General features: G+C 55.7%; 16 protein-coding genes. 11 read left to right on the top strand and 5 right to left on the bottom strand.

Annotated elements, in window-relative coordinates; translation table 11 throughout:
- Positions 1-49 precede the first annotated feature (49 nt).
- On the top strand, positions 50-913 hold the full coding sequence (locus tag NMC31_RS05450) for a YicC/YloC family endoribonuclease (protein ID WP_015962460.1): 864 nt from the start codon (positions 50-52) through the stop codon (positions 911-913).
- Positions 914-1,121: 208 nt separating this feature from the next.
- A complete protein-coding gene (locus tag NMC31_RS05445) occupies positions 1,122-1,739 on the top strand; it encodes a trimeric intracellular cation channel family protein (protein WP_015962459.1) in 618 nt (205 codons plus the stop codon).
- Positions 1,740-1,741: 2 nt separating this feature from the next.
- Here the strand turns inward: NMC31_RS05445 and ligB are convergent, their stop codons facing one another.
- Positions 1,742-3,412, bottom strand: coding sequence for an NAD-dependent DNA ligase LigB (ligB, locus tag NMC31_RS05440; RefSeq protein ID WP_253897224.1), 1,671 nt, complete (start codon positions 3,410-3,412; stop codon positions 1,742-1,744).
- A 255-nt stretch (positions 3,413-3,667) separates the two neighbouring features.
- Between ligB and gmk the strand changes: the two genes are divergently transcribed.
- From gmk to fpr, 7 genes are all read left to right on the top strand, one after another.
- Entirely contained in the window at positions 3,668-4,291 is a 624-nt protein-coding gene (gene gmk, locus NMC31_RS05435) for a guanylate kinase (protein WP_015962457.1), read from the top strand.
- 53 nt (positions 4,292-4,344) lie between these two features.
- Entirely contained in the window at positions 4,345-4,620 is a 276-nt protein-coding gene (gene rpoZ, locus NMC31_RS05430; protein WP_000135058.1) for a DNA-directed RNA polymerase subunit omega, read from the top strand.
- A gap of 18 nt (positions 4,621-4,638) precedes the next feature.
- Positions 4,639-6,750, top strand: a complete 2,112-nt coding sequence (gene spoT, locus NMC31_RS05425) for a bifunctional GTP diphosphokinase/guanosine-3',5'-bis pyrophosphate 3'-pyrophosphohydrolase (RefSeq protein WP_149463720.1) — start codon at positions 4,639-4,641, stop codon at positions 6,748-6,750.
- Positions 6,751-6,754: 4 nt separating this feature from the next.
- Complete coding sequence (gene trmH / locus NMC31_RS05420; protein ID WP_149463721.1) at positions 6,755-7,444, top strand: tRNA (guanosine(18)-2'-O)-methyltransferase TrmH; 690 nt, start codon at positions 6,755-6,757, stop codon at positions 7,442-7,444.
- Between the two features lie 3 nt (positions 7,445-7,447).
- Positions 7,448-9,529, top strand: a complete 2,082-nt coding sequence (recG, locus tag NMC31_RS05415; RefSeq protein ID WP_253897223.1) for an ATP-dependent DNA helicase RecG — start codon at positions 7,448-7,450, stop codon at positions 9,527-9,529.
- A 67-nt stretch (positions 9,530-9,596) separates the two neighbouring features.
- The gene (gene glpX / locus NMC31_RS05410) at positions 9,597-10,607 is read left to right on the top strand and encodes a class II fructose-bisphosphatase (RefSeq protein ID WP_253897222.1); all 1,011 of its coding nucleotides are present in this window, start codon (positions 9,597-9,599) and stop codon (positions 10,605-10,607) included.
- Between the two features lie 94 nt (positions 10,608-10,701).
- A complete protein-coding gene (gene fpr / locus NMC31_RS05405; RefSeq protein ID WP_149463724.1) occupies positions 10,702-11,448 on the top strand; it encodes a ferredoxin--NADP(+) reductase in 747 nt (248 codons plus the stop codon).
- On the opposite strand, the gene NMC31_RS05400 is transcribed toward fpr, so the two are convergent.
- Positions 11,449-11,868, bottom strand: a complete 420-nt coding sequence (locus NMC31_RS05400; protein WP_149463725.1) for a DUF805 domain-containing protein — start codon at positions 11,866-11,868, stop codon at positions 11,449-11,451.
- A gap of 113 nt (positions 11,869-11,981) precedes the next feature.
- Here NMC31_RS05400 and NMC31_RS05395 point away from each other — a divergent pair, with 113 nt between their 5' ends.
- Both NMC31_RS05395 and tpiA read left to right on the top strand, forming a co-directional pair.
- Positions 11,982-12,575 carry a YiiQ family protein gene (locus tag NMC31_RS05395; RefSeq protein WP_149463726.1) on the top strand — a complete coding sequence of 198 codons (594 nt, stop codon included), beginning with the start codon at positions 11,982-11,984 and terminating at the stop codon, positions 12,573-12,575.
- A 112-nt stretch (positions 12,576-12,687) separates the two neighbouring features.
- On the top strand, positions 12,688-13,455 hold the full coding sequence (tpiA, locus tag NMC31_RS05390) for a triose-phosphate isomerase (RefSeq protein WP_253897221.1): 768 nt from the start codon (positions 12,688-12,690) through the stop codon (positions 13,453-13,455).
- A gap of 91 nt (positions 13,456-13,546) precedes the next feature.
- Here tpiA and NMC31_RS05385 read toward each other — a convergent pair whose 3' ends face one another.
- The 3 genes from NMC31_RS05385 to NMC31_RS05375 all read right to left on the bottom strand — a co-directional run bounded on the left by NMC31_RS05385 (position 13,547) and on the right by NMC31_RS05375 (position 16,763).
- Positions 13,547-14,851 (bottom strand): SLC13 family permease, encoded by a 1,305-nt coding sequence (locus NMC31_RS05385; RefSeq protein WP_253897220.1) that lies wholly within the window; start codon positions 14,849-14,851, stop codon positions 13,547-13,549.
- A 73-nt stretch (positions 14,852-14,924) separates the two neighbouring features.
- Positions 14,925-15,674 (bottom strand): CDP-diacylglycerol diphosphatase, encoded by a 750-nt coding sequence (locus tag NMC31_RS05380; RefSeq protein ID WP_253897219.1) that lies wholly within the window; start codon positions 15,672-15,674, stop codon positions 14,925-14,927.
- 99 nt (positions 15,675-15,773) lie between these two features.
- On the bottom strand, positions 15,774-16,763 hold the full coding sequence (locus tag NMC31_RS05375) for a sulfate ABC transporter substrate-binding protein (protein ID WP_253897218.1): 990 nt from the start codon (positions 16,761-16,763) through the stop codon (positions 15,774-15,776).
- Between the last annotated feature and the right edge of the window lie 90 nt (positions 16,764-16,853).

Genomic DNA, 16,853 nt, shown 5'->3' with positions numbered 1-16,853 from the left:
GAGGGATAGCTATAATCCCTCCATCACTCCTTTAAAAACAGGAACGTCTATGATCCGCAGTATGACCGCCTACGCCCGCCATGAAATCAAGGGCCAGTGGGGCAGCGCCGCCTGGGAACTGCGCTCAGTGAACCAGCGTTATCTTGAAACTTATTTCCGCCTGCCAGAACAGTTCCGCAGCCTGGAGCCGGTGGTCCGCGAGCGTCTGCGCACGCGTCTGACGCGCGGTAAAGTCGAATGCACTCTGCGTTTTGAGCCTGACGCCAGCGCGCAAGGCGAGCTGATCCTCAATGAGAAGCTGGCTAAACAACTGGTTAACGCGGCAAACTGGGTCAAAATGCAGAGCGATGAGGGCGAGATTAACCCGGTCGATATTCTGCGCTGGCCAGGCGTGATGGCGGCACAGGAACAGGATCTGGACGCCATTACCGCTGAAATTCTGTCGGCGCTGGATAAAGCCCTGGATGCTTTCATTATTGCCCGTGAAACGGAAGGTCAGGCGCTGAAAGCGCTGATCGAACAGCGCCTGGAAGGCGTCAGCAATGAAGTCGCCAAAGTGCGCGCCCACATGCCGGAAATTCTGCAATGGCAGCGTGAACGCCTGGTCGCCAAACTGGAAGATGCCGAAGTTCAGCTGGAAAATAACCGCCTCGAGCAAGAACTGGTGCTGATGGCGCAGCGCATCGACGTCGCCGAAGAGCTCGACCGCCTGGAAGCGCACGTTAAAGAAACCTATAACATCCTGAAGAAGAAAGAGGCCGTGGGTCGTCGTCTCGACTTTATGATGCAGGAATTTAATCGCGAGTCGAATACCCTGGCGTCCAAATCCATCAATGCGGATGTCACCAATTCTGCGATTGAGCTTAAAGTTCTGATCGAGCAGATGCGCGAGCAGATTCAGAATATTGAGTAATCGGTTCTCCGTTGGCCCACCCCACGTGGGCCACTTTAGTTTTTCTAAGCTAAAATCCTCTTATGAGAATGCTCAAACCCCGTTAAACCTAAACCAAGCAGAATCCACTCATTACTTTTTCTAAGCCAAACCCCTTCACCTTAGAAAATCTCAATCGTGACGTCGCGCACAAATCGCTACCCTTCCGCCATCGATTTCGGGGGCTCATATGTTACTGCACGTTCTTTACCTTATCGGCATTACCGCCGAAGCCATGACTGGCGCGCTGGCCGCCGGGCGTCGACGCATGGACACCTTTGGTGTCATCATTATTGCGACCGCCACCGCGCTGGGCGGCGGTTCAGTGCGCGATATCCTGTTAGGTCATTATCCACTGGGCTGGGTAAAGCACCCGGAATACGTGATTATCGTGGCGACAGCGGCAGTTTTGACTACCATCGTGGCCCCGGTAATGCCCTATTTGCGTAAACTGTTTCTGGTACTGGATGCCCTTGGCCTGGTGGTGTTTTCTATTATCGGTGCACAAATCGCGCTGGATATGGGCGAAGGCCCGGTTATCGCGACCATTGCTGCTGTCGTCACCGGCGTATTTGGCGGCGTGCTGCGCGATATGTTCTGTAAACGCATTCCACTGGTATTCCAGAAAGAGCTTTATGCAGGCGTGTCGTTTTCCGCCGCCGTGCTCTATGTTGCGCTACAGCACTATGTCAGCAACCAGGATATCGTGGTGATTGCCACCCTGCTGTTTGGCTTCACGGCCCGCCTGCTGGCACTACGTCTGAAGCTGGGTCTACCGGTGTTTTATTACAAGCACAACGCGCACTGAGATTAAAAACCGGGGATTTTCTGGCTGGCGAGCCACTGCGCCAGCCGGGAAATGTCCGGATGATTTACCACCTCCACCATCCGTTGCGCACGCTGGTTTCCCATCCCCGGCAGGCGTTGCCAGTCCTGAGCACTTCTCGACACCAGCGTCTCCCAGTGGTTATCCGCCAGCGCATCCAGCGCCGCTCTGCTCAGCGGTAAACCGAACGCCGTCACCCAACGCTTAAACGGCTTCTGGCGCACCAGGTTGAATTGATGCCACAACTGCGTCGCGCGAGATGGCGTGAACCCTGGCGTGCCACGTAGCTGCTCCGGTGTCAATGCAAGCCACGAGAAGAGATGCTCAAAAGGCTGTGCCTGATGCAGCGTCTGCCAACCCGCGCGGCCCAGGCCATCAATATCAAAAACCGCCTTTGAACTCAGCCATTCCAGCCGCGCCATAAACTGTTCTTCGCAGCCGGGTGTGGCATAAAAGCAGGTGAGTGCATTGTATTTCTGCGCAGGCGGCGTGGGCTTGATGCGCTGCGTACTGCGCCAGACCACGCTATCAATGCGTGGGATCCCCTGTCCGGCCAGGCTGACCAACACCTGGTCACCCTCGGCAATATCCAGCGTTTGCCAGCGGGCGACTGAACCGATATTGACCCGCTGAACCTGTTTATCATCCAGCTTCACCGGAAAAAGTTGCGCGACGACGGCAACCTTTCCTGTGCGCCCCACCGTGAAGCTTACGGTTTTTACCTCAGCCACCTGTGCAGCCGGAACATATTTCCAGGCGGCAACCCAACTCCCCTGCGTAGGCAGCCAGTGTTTCCCTTCGGGCTCATCGGCTGAGCGAATCACTATGCCATCGGTCACAAACGGCAGCGGCAAGGTAAACCAGCGGTCGCGCCAGCCCGCGATATCATCAACCCGCGTCACCGGTTGCGAGTAACGCTGCGCCAGCGAAAAACCGGCCTGACTCAGCAAGGTGAGTCGCTCTTCCATAAGTTGCGGCCCATCCGGCCACGCCCAGATAAACACACCAAGGTTTGCCAGCGTTTTGCTTTCACCCTGCCGCATCAGAGCGCCGGCAACTTTAGCGCGGGCGTTCATGCCGCCCATCTGCTTTTGAATATGCTCGCTGCGCTGCAGGAATATCTCCCCCTGCAGCACGCTTTCCGCCAGCCTGCCCGTTATCATTTTAGGAATTGCCGGAATGTGCCGCGCTTTCTCGGTCCAGTCTTCCCCTTTCAGGCCATCGCCACGGCTGATGGCCTGTTGCAAGCGCCCCTGGTGATAAACCAACGTCACCGCGACGCCATCCACCTTAGGCTGCACCCAGAGATGACGTTTGCCCGCCATCCACAGACTCACCGCACGCACATCTGCCAGCTTCTGTACGCCCGTATGGGCAACCGGATGCATGACGCCGGACACCGGGCGCGGCGTCACACCCTCGCCGCCCTCGGCATAACCAAAGCAGCGCTGCCACTGTGCCAGCCGCGCCGAGAGCTGATCGTAAACATCATCGTTCACATCGCTCACGCCCTGCCACCAGTATTCGTCATTCCAGCGTGCGATTTGCGTCGTAAGCTGCGTAATTTCCCGTTCCGCTCGTGCGGGAGCCCAGGCAGGGCAAGTTGCCTGAGCCCCCGTTACGCTCGCGATGAACAGCAGTAGTATCCTTTTCACTTTCGCCCCTCCATTTGCGCTGTAGCGGTGTTTTACCGCCCGGCGAAAAAGATTGCGAACGCCTGTTGCGAAATCCCCGAGGAGGCTTCCAGGGAAATTGATTTGTTGCAGCAACAGGTAAGGAAATCAGGAAACTGGCACGCAAAATGAAAGAAACCAGCGCAAAAAGTGTGACAAAGACTACGTCACGATGCGCCGACGTGTATAATAAGCCCGTATGTAGAACTTCATTGCTGGCAACATACACAAATACTCATGGCTCAAGGCACGCTTTATATTGTTTCTGCCCCCAGTGGCGCAGGTAAATCCAGCCTGATTCAGGCTTTATTGAAAACCCAACCGTTATACGACACTCAGGTTTCTGTTTCACATACCACGCGCGCGCCGCGTCCGGGTGAAGTGCACGGTGAACATTATTACTTTGTGAATCATGACGAATTCAAAACCATGATTGGCAGAGACGCGTTTCTTGAACATGCGGAAGTGTTCGGTAATTACTACGGCACCTCGCGTGAAACCATTGAGCAAGTGCTGGCAACGGGCGTCGATGTTTTCCTTGATATCGACTGGCAGGGCGCGCAGCAAATTCGCACCAAAATGCCACATGCGCGCAGTATTTTTATCCTGCCGCCGTCCAAAATTGAACTGGATCGCCGCCTGCGTGGCCGCGGTCAGGACAGCGAAGAGGTGATCACCAAACGAATGGCGCAGGCAGTTGCAGAAATGAGCCATTACGCGGAATATGATTACCTGATCGTGAACGACGATTTCGATACCGCTTTGGGCGATCTGAAAACGATTATCCGTGCTGAACGTCTGCGCATGAGCCGCCAAAAGCAGCGACATGACGCTTTAATCAGCAAACTATTGGCAGACTGAACCCACTTTCAGTATCATGCCCAGTCATTTCTTCACCTGTGGAGCATTAAAGTATGGCACGCGTAACTGTTCAGGACGCTGTAGAGAAAATTGGTAACCGTTTTGACCTGGTACTGGTCGCCGCGCGTCGCGCTCGTCAGATGCAGGTAGGCGGAAAGGATCCGCTGGTACCGGAAGAAAACGATAAAACCACAGTCATCGCACTGCGTGAAATCGAAGAAGGTCTGATCAACAACCAGATCCTCGACGTGCGCGAGCGCCAGGAACAGCAAGAGCAGGAAGCCGCTGAATTACAGGCCGTTACCGCTATTGCTGAAGGTCGTCGTTAATTACAGAGCGGGTCGCCCTTGTATCTGTTTGAAAGCCTGAATCAGCTGATTCAAAACTACCTGCCGGAAGATCAAATCAAACGTCTTCGGCAGGCGTACCTCGTTGCACGTGACGCTCACGAGGGCCAGACACGTTCAAGCGGTGAACCCTATATCACGCACCCGGTAGCGGTTGCCTGCATTCTGGCCGAGATGAAACTCGACTATGAAACGCTAATGGCGGCGCTGCTGCATGACGTGATTGAAGATACCCCTGCCACCTACCAGGATATGGAACAGCTTTTTGGTAAAAGCGTCGCCGAACTGGTAGAGGGGGTATCAAAGCTTGATAAACTCAAGTTCCGCGATAAGAAAGAGGCGCAGGCCGAAAACTTTCGCAAGATGATTATGGCGATGGTGCAGGATATCCGCGTCATTCTCATCAAACTTGCTGACCGTACCCACAATATGCGCACGCTGGGCTCACTTCGCCCGGACAAACGTCGCCGCATCGCCCGTGAAACACTCGAAATTTACAGCCCGCTGGCACACCGTTTAGGTATCCACCACATTAAAACCGAACTCGAAGAGCTGGGTTTTGAAGCGCTGTATCCCAACCGTTACCGCGTGATTAAAGAAGTGGTGAAAGCCGCGCGTGGCAACCGTAAAGAGATGATCCAAAAAATCCTCTCAGAAATCGAAGGGCGTTTGCAGGAAGCGGGAATACCGTGCCGCGTCAGTGGTCGCGAGAAGCATCTTTATTCGATCTACTGCAAAATGGTGCTCAAAGAGCAGCGTTTTCACTCAATCATGGACATCTACGCCTTCCGCGTGATCGTCAATGATTCCGACACCTGTTATCGCGTGCTCGGCCAGATGCACAGCCTGTATAAGCCGCGTCCGGGTCGCGTGAAAGACTACATCGCCATTCCAAAAGCGAACGGCTATCAATCTTTGCACACCTCGATGATCGGCCCGCACGGCGTGCCGGTTGAAGTCCAGATCCGTACCGAAGATATGGATCAAATGGCGGAGATGGGTGTTGCCGCGCACTGGGCTTATAAAGAGCACGGCGAAACCAGCACGACTGCACAAATCCGCGCCCAGCGCTGGATGCAAAGCCTGCTGGAGCTGCAACAGAGCGCCGGTAGTTCGTTCGAATTTATCGAGAGCGTTAAATCCGATCTCTTCCCGGATGAGATTTACGTTTTCACACCGGAAGGGCGCATTGTCGAGCTGCCTGCCGGTGCAACGCCCGTCGACTTCGCTTATGCGGTGCATACCGATATCGGTCATGCCTGCGTGGGCGCACGCGTCGACCGCCAGCCTTACCCGCTGTCGCAGCCGCTTACCAGCGGTCAAACCGTTGAAATCATTACCGCACCGGGTGCTCGCCCGAACGCCGCGTGGCTGAACTTTGTCGTCAGCTCGAAAGCGCGCGCCAAAATTCGTCAGTTGCTGAAAAACCTCAAGCGTGATGATTCAGTAAGCCTGGGCCGTCGTCTGCTCAACCATGCGTTGGGTGGCAGCCGTAAGCTCGCGGAAATCCCGCCAGAGCATATCCAGCGTGAACTTGAGCGTATGAAACTCACCTCGCTTGACGATCTGCTGGCTGAAATCGGCCTCGGCAACGCGATGAGCGTGGTGGTGGCGAAAAACCTGCAACAGGGCGAAGCCACACCTTCCGCACCGGGTGCCTCCGGCCATGCGCATCTGCCTATCAAAGGCGCAGATGGCGTGCTGATCACCTTCGCAAAATGCTGCCGCCCAATTCCCGGCGACCCGATTATTGCTCACGTCAGCCCGGGCAAAGGCCTGGTTATCCACCATGAATCCTGCCGTAACATCCGTGGCTATCAGAAAGAGCCTGAGAAGTTTATGGCGGTTGAGTGGGATAAAGAGACTGAGCAGGAATTTATCACCGAGATTAAGGTTGATATGTTCAATCATCAGGGGGCGCTGGCCAACCTCACGGCGGCAATCAATACAGCGACGTCCAACATTCAGAGCCTGAATACTGAAGAGAAAGATGGCCGTGTTTACAGCGCCTTTATTCGCCTGACGGCGCGCGACCGCGTGCATCTGGCGAATATCATGCGCAAAATCCGCGTAATGCCGGACGTCATTAAAGTCACACGTAACCGAAACTAGTTTTATGAATCCTAAACGTTATGCGCGTATCCGCGAGATGCTCGCCAGGCGACAGCCTGACCTGACCGTCTGCATGGAGCAGGTCCACAAACCTCATAACGTTTCGGCGATTGTGCGCACCGCTGACGCCGTGGGCGTACACGAAGTTCACGCCGTCTGGCCGGGCAGCCGCATGCGCACCATGGCTTCAACGGCAGCAGGCAGCAACAGCTGGGTTTCGGTTAAAACGCATCCGACGATTGGTGAGGCAGTTTCGCACCTGAAAGGACGCGGTATGCAAGTGCTGGCGACCAATCTCTCTGATAAAGCCGTAGATTTTCGCGAAATCGATTATACCCGCCCGACCTGTATTTTAATGGGTCAGGAGAAAACCGGCATCACACAGGAAGCGTTAGCACTCGCAGACCAGGACATCATTATTCCGATGATCGGGATGGTGCAGTCACTCAACGTCTCCGTAGCCTCCGCGCTGATCCTCTATGAAGCACAGCGGCAGCGGCAGAACGCCGGTATGTATCAGCGTGAAAACAGTATGCTGCCGGACGACGAACAACAGCGCCTGCTGTTTGAAGGCGGTTATCCGGTGCTGGCAAACGTCGCGAAACGCAAAGGCCTTCCCTATCCGCACGTCAACGATCGCGGCGAGATTGAAGCCGACGCGACCTGGTGGGCCACCATGCAGGCCACGAGGTAATCCATGCAAAGTCGCCTGTTAGATGCTGTTCCGCTCAGTTCGCTAACGGGTGTTGGCGCAGCGCAAAGTCAGAAGCTCGCCAAAATTGGCCTGCACACGGTGCAGGACTTACTGCTTCACCTGCCGTTGCGTTACGAAGACCGTACTCACCTCTATCCCATTGGCGAACTACTGCCCGGTATCTATGCCACGGTAGAAGGCGAAGTTCTCAATTCAAACATTACGTTCGGCGGACGGCGAATGATGACCTGTCAGATTAGCGACGGCACGGGCATCCTCACCATGCGCTTCTTCAACTTCAACGCGGCGATGAAAAACAGCCTTGCGGCCGGACGTCGCGTGCTGGCCTACGGCGAAGCGAAGCGCGGCAAATTTGGCGCGGAGATGATCCATCCGGAATATCGCGTGCAGGGCGATTTGAGCACGCCAGAATTGCAGGAAACGCTCACGCCTGTTTATCCGACCACCGAAGGCATCAAGCAGGCGACGCTGCGCAAGCTGACCGATCAGGCGCTGGATCTCCTCGATACCTGCGCCATTGCCGAGCTACTGCCGCCAGAGCTGGCTTCCGGCATGATGAGCCTGCCTGAAGCGCTGCGCACCCTGCACCGCCCGCCACCATCATTGCAGCTCAGCGACCTGGAAACCGGCAAGCATCCGGCCCAGCGGCGCTTAATTCTGGAAGAGTTACTCGCCCATAACCTGAGCATGCTGGCGCTCCGCGCCGGGGCTCAGCGCTATCATGCCCTGCCGCTCAATGAACTGGGCGAGCTGAAAAATCAGTTCCTCAATTCACTGCCGTTTAAACCTACCGGGGCGCAAACCCGCGTGGTGGCTGAAATTGAACGCGATATGGCGCTCGACGTGCCGATGATGCGTCTGGTGCAGGGCGATGTGGGCTCCGGTAAAACGCTTGTCGCCGCACTGGCAGCACTAAGAGCGATTGCCCACGGCAAGCAGGTAGCGCTGATGGCGCCAACCGAACTGCTTGCCGAGCAGCACGCCAATAACTTCCGCAACTGGTTTGAGCCGCTTGGTATCGAAGTGGGCTGGCTCGCCGGGAAGCAAAAAGGGAAAGCGCGTCAGGCGCAGCAGGAAGCCATCGCCAGCGGCCAGGTGCAGATGATTGTCGGCACCCACGCCATTTTCCAGGAGCAGGTGCAGTTTAACGGCCTCGCGCTGGTGATTATCGATGAACAACACCGCTTTGGCGTCCACCAGCGTCTGGCGCTGTGGGAGAAGGGCCAGCAGCAGGGCTTCCATCCACATCAGCTGATTATGACCGCGACACCCATTCCGCGAACCCTGGCAATGACTGCCTATGCCGATCTCGATACCTCGGTGATTGACGAACTGCCACCGGGCCGAACGCCAGTCACCACCGTCGCGATCCCGGACACGCGTCGCAGCGACATCATCAATCGCGTGCGTCATGCTTGTACCGAAGAGGGGCGTCAGGCGTATTGGGTTTGTACGCTGATTGAAGAGTCAGAGCTGCTGGAAGCGCAGGCGGCAGAAGCTACGTGGGATGAGTTAAAGCTGGCGCTACCGGAACTCAACGTCGGCCTCGTTCACGGGCGTATGAAACCTGCCGAAAAGCAGGCGGTAATGCAATCCTTCAAGCAGGGTGAGCTGCATCTGCTGATTGCCACCACGGTGATTGAAGTAGGTGTCGATGTGCCCAACGCCAGCCTGATGATTATCGAAAACCCGGAGCGTCTGGGCCTTGCGCAACTCCACCAGCTGCGTGGCCGCGTGGGCCGTGGCGCAGTGGCCTCGCATTGTGTGCTGCTCTACAAATCGCCGCTGTCGAAAACCGCGCAAATGCGCCTGCAGGTGCTGCGCGACAGTAACGACGGCTTTGTGATTGCGCAAAAAGATCTCGAAATTCGCGGCCCTGGCGAGCTGCTTGGTACACGTCAGACGGGCAACGCTGAGTTCAAAGTCGCGGACTTACTGCGCGATCAGGCGATGATCCCCGAAGTTCAGCGCATCGCCCGCCACGTTCATGAACGATACCCACAGCAGGCCACCGCGCTGATTGAGCGCTGGATGCCGGAAACCGAACGTTATTCCAACGCGTAGTGCAGCCTTCAGCCCTCTCGGTGCTGTGCTAAACTTCGCGCAATTTTTCTTCTGAAACGAGTTTGCTATGAGACGAGAACTGGCTATCGAATTTTCGCGCGTCACGGAAGCGGCGGCGCTGGCAGGTTACAAATGGTTGGGCCGGGGCGATAAAAATGTCGCTGACGGCGCGGCGGTAAATGCGATGCGCATCATGCTCAACAAGGTCAACATTGATGGCACCATCGTGATTGGCGAAGGCGAAATTGATGAAGCGCCGATGCTCTACATTGGCGAAAATGTGGGGACAGGAAAAGGCGATGCGGTCGATATTGCCGTCGATCCGATTGAAGGTACCCGCATGACTGCGATGGGCCAGGCGAATGCGCTGGCGGTGCTGGCGGTGGGCGATAAAGGCTGCTTCCTGAACGCGCCGGATATGTACATGGAGAAGCTGATTGTCGGGCCGGGCGCGAAAGGTGTTATCGACCTCAACAAGCCGCTGGAAGAAAACCTGCGTAATATCGCAAGCGCACTGAATAAACCGTTTGAAGAGCTGACGGTCACTATTCTGGCGAAACCGCGCCACGATGCGGTGATAGCCGGGTTGCAGAAACTGGGCGTGCGCGTGTTCGCCATTCCTGATGGTGATGTCGCGGCGTCCATTCTGACCTGCATGCCGGACAGCGAAGTTGATGTGCTTTATGGTATCGGCGGCGCGCCGGAAGGCGTGGTCTCGGCGGCAGTGATCCGCGCGCTGGATGGCGATATGCATGGCCGTCTGCTGGCGCGTCATCACGTGAAAGGCGACAGCGAAGAGAACCGCCGCATTGGCGAAGACGAACTGCGCCGTTGTCATGAGATGGGTATCGAAGCCGGGAAAGTGCTGACGCTGGATGATATGGCGCGTAGCGACAACGTTATTTTCTCCGCGACCGGGATCACCAAAGGCGATCTGCTGGACGGCATCAGCCGCAAAGGCAATATCGCCACCACTGAGACGCTGCTGATTCGCGGTAAATCACGCACCATTCGCCGCATTCAGTCGATTCATTATCTCGATCGCAAAGACCCTGAGATCCAGAATCACATCCTGTAAATCATTTGTTCAATTGAGCTTTCCAGCCCCACAGGGCTGGAAATCTTCTCCTGACACAGCGAAGATAGAATAACAACGCGCAGAGGAGACGATCATGGCCGATTGGGTAACAGGTAAAGTCACAAAGGTGCATTTCTGGACCGATGCACTGTTTAGCCTCACCGTTCACGCCCCCGTTAATCCCTTCACCGCCGGGCAGTTCGCCAAGCTGGGTCTGGATGTCGACGGCGAGCGCGTGCAGCGCGCGTACTCCTACGTTAACGCCCCCAGCAATCCCGATCTTGAGTTCTATCTCGTCACCGTACCAGAGGGAAAATTGAGCCCACGCCTCGCCGCGCTGAAGCCGGGTGATGATGTACAGATTGTCAGCGAAGCGGCTGGCTTCTTTGTGCTGGATGAAGTACCTGACTGCGAAACCCTGTGGATGCTGGCGACCGGCACGGCAATTGGCCCGTATCTGTCGATTCTGCAGGAAGGGAAAGATTTAGCGCGCTTTAAGAATATCGTACTGGTTCACGCCGCGCGCTTTGCTGCCGACTTAAGTTACCTGCCGTTGATGCAGGAACTGGAGAAACGCTACGAAGGGAAGTTGCGCATTAAAACCGTCGTCAGCCGCGAAACGGTAGCGGATTCCCTGACCGGACGCGTACCCGCACTGATCGAAAGCGGTGCACTGGAAGAGGCCGTTGGCCTGCCAATGAACGCCGAAACCAGCCACGTGATGCTGTGTGGTAATCCGCAGATGGTGCGAGATACCCAGCAATTACTGAAAGATACCCGCCAGATGACCAAACATCTGCGCCGCCGCCCAGGCCATATGACGGCGGAGCATTACTGGTAATCAGCGGTATTTCACGTCCTGCGTGTCTTTACCGTACTTGTTTTCCCCCTGGGTGCCGACAAACGCGCCCAGGTCAATCAGCATCATCACGATAATTAGCGTCGGAATGAATCGCCCCACGCCCCACTGCCAGACACCCGGCAGCATCACCCAGTTACCGGCCAGTAGCATCCACGCCAGCACCATCAGCAAGGCCCAGATGCCTGATTTACCGCGATCGTGCAGACGTTTCACCGTGACCGCCGCCGTAGGCCACAGCAGGCAAACCAGGATAAACGCCGCGGTCTGAATGCTGAGCATCTCACCGCCGGCCAGCGTAAACAGTATTACCATCGCCAGCAGCCAGATCCCCATCCAGATCCAGAAGTCGCGGCGACCAATGCGGCCCTTAATTGAAAACAACCATTGCTGTAAGGTCATGTCTGATTCCTTATTCTCATAATGCGGCGTAGTGTACCCTGAAACGCTCTCTTTTTGACAAGCGAGGCCGTTCCCGTTTTAATCGTCTGCTGGAGAATATGAGGACGACAAACATGAAGAAGTGGATCGCTGTGTGTCTTGCAGGCGTCATCGCCCTGAGCGCTGGCCGCTTCGCGTTTGCCGTTGAGTCTCCGGATACCACCGCGCCCTATTTGCTTTCCGGCGCGCCCACATTCGATCTCTCCATCAGTCAGTTTCGCGAGCGGTTTAATATTGATAATCCGTCACTGCCCCTCAGCGAGTTTCGCTCAATTTCATCCAGCCGCGACAAGCTGAATCTGACGCGCGCAGCGAGCAAAATTAACGAGAATCTGTATGCGTCCACCGCGCTCGAACGCGGAACGCTGAAAATCAAGTCGATGCAGATAACCTGGCTGCCGATCCCCGGCCCTGAGCAAAAAGCGGCGAAAGCCAAAGCACTGGAGTACATGACCGCAGTGCTGCGTCTGTTCACCCCCACGCTCACCAAAGCGCAGAGCCAGCAGAAACTGCAAAAGCTGCTGGCACAGGGCAAAGGGAAGCACTACTTCACCACCAGCGAGGGCGCAATTCGTTATGTTGTCGCCGATAATGGCGAAAAAGGGCTGACCTTCGCTGTTGAACCGATTAAGCTGGCGCTATCTGAAAATCTTGAAGGAGGCGAATAAATGATAAAAAGCAAAGCCTTCAGCATGAACACTCTCTATACTGATTCACAGACCATGCTGCCCTTACGGGCGGCCATATTCCTTAATTCGCTAACAAGCGTGGAGAATTAAAATGCGACATCCTTTAGTGATGGGTAACTGGAAACTGAACGGCAGCTGCCACATGGTAAACGAGCTGGTTGCTAACCTGCGTAAAGAGCTGGCTGGCGTTGCAGGCTGTGACGTCGCGATCGCGCCGCCGGAAATGTACATCGACATGGCGAAACACGCCGCTGCCGGTAGCCACATTGCTCTGGGCGCGCAGAACGTTGATCTGAACCTGTCTGGCGCATTCACCGGTGAAACCTCCGCAGAAATGCTGAAAGATGTCGGTGCGCAGTACATCATTATCGGTCACTCTGAGCGTCGTACTTACCACAAAGAGTCTGACGAACTGATCGCGAAAAAATTCGCTGTGCTGAAAGAGCAGGGTCTGACTCCGGTTCTGTGCATCGGTGAAACCGAAGCGGAAAACGAAGCTGGCAAAACTGAAGAAGTTTGCGCACGTCAGATCGACGCTGTTCTGAAAACTCAGGGCGCGGCGGCATTCGAAGGCGTGGTTATCGCTTACGAACCCGTGTGGGCAATCGGAACTGGCAAATCTGCGACCCCGGCTCAGGCTCAGGCGGTTCACAAATTCATCCGTGACCACATTGCTAAAGCTGACGCGAAAATCGCTGAACAGGTTATCATCCAGTACGGCGGTTCCGTAAACGCGGGCAACGCAGCAGAGCTGTTCACTCAGCCGGACATCGACGGCGCGCTGGTTGGCGGCGCATCCCTGAAAGCAGACGCTTTCGCGGTGATCGTTAAAGCAGCAGAAGCGGCTAAACAGGCTTAATCCTGTTTACGCGCCGGATGGCGGCTTCGCCTTATCCGGCCTACAGTCCTGACGATGTAGGCCGGATAAGCGCAGCGCATCCGGCAAAAACTCACAACTTTCCCAACACCTGATACCAAAGGTAATCCAGCGGCAACAGCAGCAGATAACTCGCTGCCGCCAGCGCCAGACACAGCATCATCCCCGCCCTTGCAGGCACTTTCCCTAACGCCATCGCCACCACAATCGGCGACGCCTGATACGGCAGAAGCGGCGTGGAATAGCCTAATACCTGAATCATAATCACGCTCAACAGCGGGAAGTTTGTCGCCTCAGCAAAACTTTGCGCAAAGGTGGTGTAGAGCGCAGGCACGCCGTTGGCGGTCATAATGAAGTTGAGCGCGGTCGTGATCCCGGTCAGCGCGACAAAGCTGGTGAACGGGCGTTCCGGGTCGAGCGGCATCACGCGCAGCAGCGCTTCGCCTACAGCATCGCCAATCCCCGTTTGAGTGACGGTAATAGCCAGCCCCAGAATCCCGGCGACGTAAATACAGGTGCGAATGTTCACACCCGCCGAGAACTCCTCGCCGCTGATAAACCCAACACGCGGGAGCAGCGTGACACATGCCGCCGCCAGCCCCGTCCACGCCGGGCCGATGCCGTGCCAGCTTTCCGTCACCCACAGGGTTAACACTATCGCCAGTAGCCAGGCCAGGCGCTTCTCTGCCACGCTCATGGGCTGCGCCGCCTGTACCGATTTCGGTGGCTGCGGTTTTCCGGGGAAGAGCCAGCAAATCAGCCCGATAAGCAGCGCGCCTTTCAACCAGCCGAGCACCGGCGTATGCAGCAGCAGATAAGGCAGATAGTTCAGATGAATACCCCACGCCCCCTCCGCCGCACCGCCCATCACCAGGTTGGGTACGTTAGCGGGCAGGATGGTAGCGGAAAGCTGGAACGTGCCGAATCCCACCGCCAGCGCCAGCCCGTACCATGGTCGCGTGCCCTCTTTAATGCCCGCACGAGACGCCATCGCCGCGACAATCGGCATCAGTAGCGCGATTCGCCCCATGTTTGAGGGCATCACAAATGCCAGCGCATAACTCAGCAAGACCACGCTCGCCACCATCCGCAGCCACGAATCAGTCAGCCTGGCCGACAGCGCCCTCGCCGCCCGATCGGCAAGCCCCGTTTTGCGAATCGCTACGCCGAGCACAAACCCGCTGAACACCAGCCAGAAGGCCGATGAAGCAAAGCCGCCGAAAATGACCTCCGGCGGGGCGATTTTCGCTGCCATCGCAACGGTGAAGAATAAAAGCGCGGTGATAAATTCAGGCAACAGCGAAGTCGCCCAGAGGATGATGGTGATGCCAACAACCAGTGATGGAAGGAACAGAGGATGGGAAAACCAGAGCGACATACCTGACTCCTGTCGTTTTTTTCAGCAAGAATACGACGACAGACAAGTCAGGTAAACGCCAGAACGGGTAAGGTTACTTCAGAATATCACATTGATGATCCTGAATTTCCTCAGCCGACGCGCGGTTCAGCGCCAGTAAATTACGCTGCGTTGCCAGCAGGACAAAGCTTTCATCACTTAAGCGAACCATCGCCAGCGCGTAGCTTCCCATATGGTCGCGCGCGTCAGGCACCTCTTCCGCCAGCATCATAAACGGGCTGCTTTTCACCATTTCGCTTTCGGTGACACGGCGCGCCAGATACTCATTCCCACGCAGACCACCCGGCAGCGGCAACCAGCGGGTGCTGATTTTTGCCATATTCATATCCAGTTGATGGCGCACGTCTGTGCGCAGGCAGGAGATGTGAATGTGGAAGTGATTTTGCGTACGCCCAGTGCGTGAATTGATCGCCAGCGACACGGCGCTATCCGGGATCTCTTTGCCATATTTCTGGCTCATAAAGCTGCGCGCCTGCCAGGCCAGCCAGAAGAAATTCGGCGTATAAGGCTCCAGCAGCATCGGGCTTTCAGTACCGTTGATACGAAAAGTGGGCATCAGAAGATATTGCAGCGGGCCGTTACGGTCCTTGAAAACCACGTATCCGGCATCCGGTTTCACATCGGCGCATGGCGCGGGATTCTGGTGTTGCAGTTGATTTGGAAGGCACTGTTCGAAGACGATGGTGCGCAGCGCGTTCGGGTTTCCGGCCCACTTCCAGTAGCCTGCGCCCGCCACAAGAGCAATGACGATCATCGCCAGAATAAGATAGCCAGCTTTTTTCATTGTGCGTTCCCTGTAATTCGATGACTGGCAAGGGTACCGCATAATCATGACAAATAAAAAAGCCCGGTAACATTACCGGGCTACGTGGTTCATGCGTGATTAACGTTTGCTGATTTGATCGAACGTACCGCCGTTAGAAAAGTGCGTCTGCTGCGCTTTCGCCCAACCACCAAACTCTTCATCGATAGTGAACAGTTTCAGTTTCGGGAACGCGCTTTCATACTTCTTCGCCACTTCCGGGTCACGTGGGCGATAGAAGTTCTTCGCCGCAATCTCCTGGCCTTCTGGCGAGTACAGGTACTTCAGATAGGCTTCAGCGACTTCTTTAGTGCCTTTTTTATCAACCACTTTGTCGACTACAGAAACGGTTGGCTCTGCCAGAATCGACTCGCTCGGCGTGACGATTTCAAATTTATCTTTACCCAGCTCATTTGTCGCCAGCAGCGCTTCGTTCTCCCAGGCAATCAGCACATCGCCAATGCCGCGTTCAACGAAGGTGTTAGTTGCGCCACGTGCGCCAGAATCAAGCACTTCAACGTTTTTAAACAGCGATTTCACGAAATCCTGAGCTTTGGCCTGGTCACCATTATTGTGGTGCAGCGCATAACCCCATGCAGCAAGGTAGTTCCAGCGAGCGCCGCCGGAGCTTTTCGGGTTAGGCGTGATGACAGACACACCCGGTTTTACCAGGTCGTTCCAGTCATGAATCTGTTTTGGGTTGCCTTTACGCACCAGGAAAACGATGGTCGACGTGTACGGCGCGGAGTTATCCGGCAGACGTTTAATCCAGTTTTTATCGATGCGGCCACGCTCAGCAATCGCATCAACGTCATAGGCCAGCGCCAGCGTCACCACATCGGCCTCAATACCGTTAATCACCGACGTCGCTTGTTTACCGGAGCCGCCATGCGACTGACGAATCACCACGTTATCACCCGTCTCTTTTTTCCAGTGCGCGCTGAAAGCTTTATTGTACTGATCGTACAGTTCGCGCGTCGGATCGTAAGAAACGTTAAGTAATTGAATATCCTTAGCCAGTACGCTGGTGGAAGCCAGCAAAAGCGTTAAACCCACGCCCCACTTGTTCATCGCCCGCTCTCTTATGTTGTGTCGTTGATGAGGCTAGCGTGCCAGAAAGCAAATCGAACATTAAAGAATAAAAACAGATTGATTATGTGA

It is taken from the genome of Pseudocitrobacter vendiensis, from assembly GCF_943590815.1.
Classification (GTDB): Bacteria; Pseudomonadota; Gammaproteobacteria; order Enterobacterales; family Enterobacteriaceae; genus Pseudocitrobacter; species Pseudocitrobacter vendiensis.
The sequence above is the reverse complement of the archived record's forward strand: the minus strand, read 5'-3'. Positions and strand labels throughout refer to the sequence as shown.

What these genes read in the sequence shown, in the direction of transcription:
- trmH (WP_149463721.1), top strand. Translation starts at nt 6,755, where the DNA reads ATGAATCCTAAACGTTATGCGCGTATCCGCGAGATGCTCGCCAGGCGA.
- NMC31_RS05380 (WP_253897219.1), bottom strand. Translation starts at nt 15,674, where the DNA reads ATGAAAAAAGCTGGCTATCTTATTCTGGCGATGATCGTCATTGCTCTT.
- NMC31_RS05395 (WP_149463726.1), top strand. Translation starts at nt 11,982, where the DNA reads ATGAAGAAGTGGATCGCTGTGTGTCTTGCAGGCGTCATCGCCCTGAGC.
- NMC31_RS05385 (WP_253897220.1), bottom strand. Translation starts at nt 14,851, where the DNA reads ATGTCGCTCTGGTTTTCCCATCCTCTGTTCCTTCCATCACTGGTTGTT.
- NMC31_RS05450 (WP_015962460.1), top strand. Translation starts at nt 50, where the DNA reads ATGATCCGCAGTATGACCGCCTACGCCCGCCATGAAATCAAGGGCCAG.
- tpiA (WP_253897221.1), top strand. Translation starts at nt 12,688, where the DNA reads ATGCGACATCCTTTAGTGATGGGTAACTGGAAACTGAACGGCAGCTGC.
- NMC31_RS05375 (WP_253897218.1), bottom strand. Translation starts at nt 16,763, where the DNA reads ATGAACAAGTGGGGCGTGGGTTTAACGCTTTTGCTGGCTTCCACCAGC.
- glpX (WP_253897222.1), top strand. Translation starts at nt 9,597, where the DNA reads ATGAGACGAGAACTGGCTATCGAATTTTCGCGCGTCACGGAAGCGGCG.
- rpoZ (WP_000135058.1), top strand. Translation starts at nt 4,345, where the DNA reads ATGGCACGCGTAACTGTTCAGGACGCTGTAGAGAAAATTGGTAACCGT.
- gmk (WP_015962457.1), top strand. Translation starts at nt 3,668, where the DNA reads ATGGCTCAAGGCACGCTTTATATTGTTTCTGCCCCCAGTGGCGCAGGT.
- NMC31_RS05445 (WP_015962459.1), top strand. Translation starts at nt 1,122, where the DNA reads ATGTTACTGCACGTTCTTTACCTTATCGGCATTACCGCCGAAGCCATG.
- fpr (WP_149463724.1), top strand. Translation starts at nt 10,702, where the DNA reads ATGGCCGATTGGGTAACAGGTAAAGTCACAAAGGTGCATTTCTGGACC.
- NMC31_RS05400 (WP_149463725.1), bottom strand. Translation starts at nt 11,868, where the DNA reads ATGACCTTACAGCAATGGTTGTTTTCAATTAAGGGCCGCATTGGTCGC.
- recG (WP_253897223.1), top strand. Translation starts at nt 7,448, where the DNA reads ATGCAAAGTCGCCTGTTAGATGCTGTTCCGCTCAGTTCGCTAACGGGT.